The organism is Pseudomonas sp. P5_B2 (assembly GCF_056400445.1).
On sequence record NZ_JBFULH010000323.1, the window covers coordinates 1 to 4,702 of the forward strand.

Below are 4,702 nucleotides of genomic sequence, written 5' to 3' on the forward strand. Positions count from 1 at the left end.
GCTCTGGACCAATTGGGCCAAATCGTTGCTGATCAGCTGGAAAACGGCGGCGAAATCACTCTGCCAGGTATCGGCAAACTGAAAGTGACTGAGCGTCCTGCCCGTACTGGCCGTAACCCTTCGACTGGCGCTGCCATCGAAATCGCTGCCAAGAAAGTTATCAAGCTGGTTGTGGCCAAAGGCCTGACTGACGCTGTTAACAAGTAAGACTTGTTATAAAAAAACCGTGCTCAGGAGCAATCCGGGCACGGTTTTTTTGTGTCTGCGATTTGCTGATTGCCTTGCAACACCACTGAAACAATGTGAGAGCGGGCTTGCTCGCGAAGGCGGAGTKTCAGTCACCATTAAAGTCGACTGACCCACCGTCTTCGCGAGCAAGCCCGCTCCCACAGTTGATTTGTGCCGGTCAGTTACTCAGCTTTTTTTTACCCAGCGTTCACGCCAGACCTGCTGCTCGGATTTGGTCTGGAAGGTCCAGGCAACGAAGCGGCTCTGCTTCTGACCCTGGGACATTTCCACCACCTGGCTTTCCAGTACACCGGCTTTTTTCAGCGCTGTCTGGATGGCTGGAAGGTTCGAAGCTTTCGACACCAGGGTGCTGAACCACAGCACTTTGTGCTGGAAACTTGCACTTTCGGCGATCAATTGCGTTACAAACCGCGCTTCCCCGCCTTCACACCACAGCTCAGCCGATTGCCCACCGAAGTTCAACACCGGCAGTTTGCGTTTCGGGTCGGCACGGCCCAGGGCGCGCCATTTACGCTCGCTGCCTTTGGTCGCTTCGTCCATCGAGGCGTGGAACGGCGGGTTGCACATGGTCAGGTCAAAGCGCTCGCCCGGCTCAAGCAGGCCCAACAGAATGTGCTTGGGATTGCTTTGCAGGCGCAACTGGATGGCCTTGTTCAGCCCGTTGGACTGCACGATGGCTTTGGCGGCGGCGACGGCCGTCGGGTCGATTTCCGAACCGAGGAAGTGCCAGCGGTAGTCGCTATAGCCGATCAACGGATAGACGCAGTTGGCGCCCATGCCTATATCGAGCACCTTGACCGGCGCGCCGCGAGGGATTTCACCGTCATTGACGCTGGCCAGCAGGTCGGCGAGGAAGTGCACGTAATCGGCACGCCCCGGAACCGGTGGGCAAAGGTAGTCAGCCGGGATGTCCCAGTGCGCGATGCCGTAAAACGCCTTGAGCAACGCCCGGTTGAACACACGTACCGCGTCGGGGCTGGCGAAGTCGATACTTTCCTTGCCGTACGGATTGATGATCACGAACTTCGCCAGTTCCGGCGTGGTTTTGATCAGTGCCGGGAAGTCGTAACGACCCTGATGGCGGTTGCGCGGGTGCAAGCTGGCTTTTTCACGCGGCTCCACGGCTTTGGCCGGGGTGGCGGTGTCAGGCTTTTTGCGCGCAGGTCTTGGTGTGCGGGGGGCGTTCATGGGCGTTGTCGATTCGGGTATGGCTAAAAGTGGCGGGTATTGTCCCACATCCAGCCGTTGTGAACGCAATTGTGACAAACACCGCGGTCCCTCTGTAGGAGTGAGCCTGCTCGCGATAGCGGTCGGTCAGTCAACATTTATGTTGAAGGTTATGGCCTCATCGCGAGCAGGCTCGCTCCTACAGGGGTTTTGAGGTGTTTGGGGGAAAGGGGCAGGCACAAAAAAGGGAGGCCGTTGCGGGCCTCCCTTTTTCAATGCGGTTCGCCGTTACAGGCTGGCAATCCGCGCATGCTGCTCGGCCAACTTGCCCAAAGCCTGTTCGGCTTCAGCCAGTTTGGCGCGTTCCTTCTCGATGACTTCGGCCGGAGCCTTATCCACGAAACCAGCGTTGGACAACTTGCCACCCACGCGCTGAACTTCGCCCTGCAAACGCAGAATTTCCTTGTCCAGGCGTGCCAGTTCGGCGTCCTTGTCGATCAGGCCAGCCATTGGCACCAGCACTTCCATCTCGCCGACCAGTGCGGTGGCGGACAGCGGTGCTTCTTCGCCAACAGCCAACACCGTGATCGATTCGAGACGAGCCAGCTTCTTCAGCAGGGCCTCGTTCTCGCTGAGACGACGCTGGTCTTCGGTGCTGACGTTTTTCAGGTACAGGTTCAGCGGCTTGCCCGGGCCGATGTTCATTTCGCCACGGATGTTACGCGTGCCGAGCATCAGTTCCTTGAGCCATTCGATGTCGTCTTCTGCGCCCTGATCAATGCGTGCTTCATTGGCCACTGGCCAAGGTTGCAACATGATCGTCTTGCCTTCGATACCGGCCAGCGGCGCGATGCGCTGCCAGATTTCTTCGGTGATGAACGGCATGAACGGGTGGGCCAGACGCAGTGCCACTTCCAGTACGCGAACCAGTGTACGGCGGGTGCCGCGCTGACGTTCGACCGGCGCGTTTTCGTCCCACAGCACAGGCTTGGACAGTTCCAGGTACCAGTCGCAATACTGGTTCCAGATGAATTCGTACAAGGCTTGTGCCGCCAGGTCGAAACGGAACTGATCGAGTTGGCGAGTCACTTCGGCTTCGGTGCGTTGCAGTTGCGAGATGATCCAGCGATCGGCCAGGGACAGCTCGTAGGTTTCACCGTTCTGGCCGCAGTCTTCGCCCTTGTCCAGAACATAGCGCGCGGCGTTCCAGATCTTGTTGCAGAAGTTGCGATAGCCTTCAACGCGGCCCATGTCGAACTTGATGTCTCGTCCGGTGGACGCCAGCGAGCAGAAGGTGAAACGCAGGGCGTCGGTGCCATAGCTGGCGATACCGTCGGCGAACTCGTCGCGGGTCTGCTTCTCGATCTTCTTCGCCAGTTTCGGCTGCATCATGCCGGACGTGCGTTTCTGCACCAGATCTTCCAGTTCGATACCGTCGATGATGTCCAGCGGATCGAGGACGTTGCCCTTGGACTTGGACATTTTCTGGCCCAGGCCATCACGCACCAAACCGTGCACATAAACGGTCTTGAACGGAACCTGCGGTGTGCCGTCTTCGTTTTTCACCAAGTGCATGGTGAGCATGATCATCCGGGCAACCCAGAAGAAAATGATGTCGAAACCGGTTACCAGCACGTCGGTGGAGTGGAATTTTTTCAGGAATTCCGTCTGCTCAGGCCAACCGAGCGTGGAGAAAGTCCACAGGCCCGAACTGAACCAGGTGTCGAGCACGTCGTTGTCCTGCTGCAGCGCAACGTCCGGGCCGAGGTTGTTCTTGGCACGCACTTCGGCTTCGTCGCGGCCGACGTAGACTTTGCCCGACTCGTCGTACCAGGCCGGAATCCGGTGGCCCCACCACAACTGACGGCTGATGCACCAATCCTGGATGTCGCGCATCCACGAGAAGTACATGTTTTCGTATTGCTTGGGCACGAACTGGATGCGGCCGTCTTCAACGGCAGCAATCGCAGGCTCAGCCAAAGGTTTGGTCGACACGTACCACTGGTCGGTCAGCCACGGCTCGATGATCGTGCCGGAACGGTCGCCTTTCGGCACTTTCAGCGCGTGATCATTGACGCTGACCAGCATGCCGGCGGCGTCGAATGCAGCAACAATTTGCTTGCGGGCTTCGAAGCGGTCGAGGCCGGCGTATTCAGCCGGGATCTTGCCGTCGATGCTTTCGTTTAGCGTGCCGTCGAGGTTGAACACCTGGCAGGCTGGCAACACGGCCGCATTCTTGTCGAAGATGTTCAGCAGCGGCAGGTTGTGGCGCTTGCCGACTTCGTAGTCGTTGAAATCGTGGGCCGGGGTGATTTTCACGCAGCCGGTGCCGAATTCAGGGTCGCAATAATCGTCGGCGATGATCGGAATGCGGCGGCCGACGAGCGGCAGTTCGACAAATTTGCCGATCAGGGCTTTGTAGCGTTCGTCGTTCGGGTTAACGGCCACGGCGGCGTCGCCGAGCATGGTTTCCGGGCGAGTGGTCGCGACGATCAAAAAGTCATCGCCTTCAGCGGTTTTTACGCCGTCGGCCAGCGGGTACTTGAGGTTCCACAGGAAACCTTTCTCGTCATGGTTTTCCACTTCAAGGTCAGAAATCGCTGTGTGCAGCTTGGTGTCCCAGTTGACCAGACGCTTGCCGCGGTAGATCAAGCCATCTTCATGCAGGCGCACGAAGGCTTCTTTCACGGATTCCGAGAGGCCGTCATCCATGGTGAAGCGCTCACGGCTCCAGTCTACGGACGAACCGAGGCGACGGATCTGACGGCTGATGTTGCCACCGGATTCGTCTTTCCATTCCCAGATTTTCTCCAGGAATTTCTCACGACCCAAGTCGTGGCGGCTCTGGCCTTTGGCTTCGAGTTGACGTTCCACCAGCATTTGCGTGGCGATACCGGCGTGGTCGGTACCTGGCTGCCACAGGGTGTTGCGACCCTGCATGCGGCGGAAACGGATCAGGGCGTCCATGATCGCGTTGTTGAAACCGTGACCCATGTGCAGGCTGCCGGTGACGTTCGGCGGTGGGATCATGATGGTGTAGGACTCGCCCGCGCCTTGCGGGGCGAAGTAATTCTCTGACTCCCAGGTGTTGTACCAGGAAGTTTCAATGGCGTGCGGCTGGTAGGTCTTATCCATGCGCGGCGGGACCCTATTGGCATTTATTCAGGAAAAGCCGGCAAGTATAGCGGGGCATGGGGCGCAGGGCGAGCAGGTGCAGACAGGGCGCAGATCAAAGTGAGGAGTGGACCTGTGGCGAGGGGGCTTGCCCCCGTTGGAGCGCGAAGCG

Annotated in this window: 3 protein-coding genes; 1 reads left to right on the forward strand and 2 read right to left on the reverse strand. The window is 58.6% G+C overall.

Going from position 1 to position 4,702, the window contains the following annotated elements; genetic code table 11:
- On the forward strand, positions 1–207 hold a 207-nt coding region (locus AC1DRJ_RS19470; RefSeq protein ID WP_477803582.1), incomplete at its 5' end, for an HU family DNA-binding protein.
- Positions 208–414: 207 nt separating this feature from the next.
- Here the strand turns inward: AC1DRJ_RS19470 and rlmF are convergent.
- Entirely contained in the window at positions 415–1,437 is a 1,023-nt protein-coding gene (gene rlmF / locus AC1DRJ_RS19475; RefSeq protein ID WP_477803583.1) for a 23S rRNA (adenine(1618)-N(6))-methyltransferase RlmF, read from the reverse strand.
- 267 nt (positions 1,438–1,704) lie between these two features.
- On the reverse strand, positions 1,705–4,551 hold the full coding sequence (locus tag AC1DRJ_RS19480; RefSeq protein ID WP_477803584.1) for a valine--tRNA ligase: 2,847 nt from the start codon (positions 4,549–4,551) through the stop codon (positions 1,705–1,707).
- Between the last annotated feature and the right edge of the window lie 151 nt (positions 4,552–4,702).

What these genes read in the sequence shown, in the direction of transcription:
- rlmF (WP_477803583.1), bottom strand. Translation starts at nt 1,437, where the DNA reads ATGAACGCCCCCCGCACACCAAGACCTGCGCGCAAAAAGCCTGACACC.
- AC1DRJ_RS19480 (WP_477803584.1), bottom strand. Translation starts at nt 4,551, where the DNA reads ATGGATAAGACCTACCAGCCGCACGCCATTGAAACTTCCTGGTACAAC.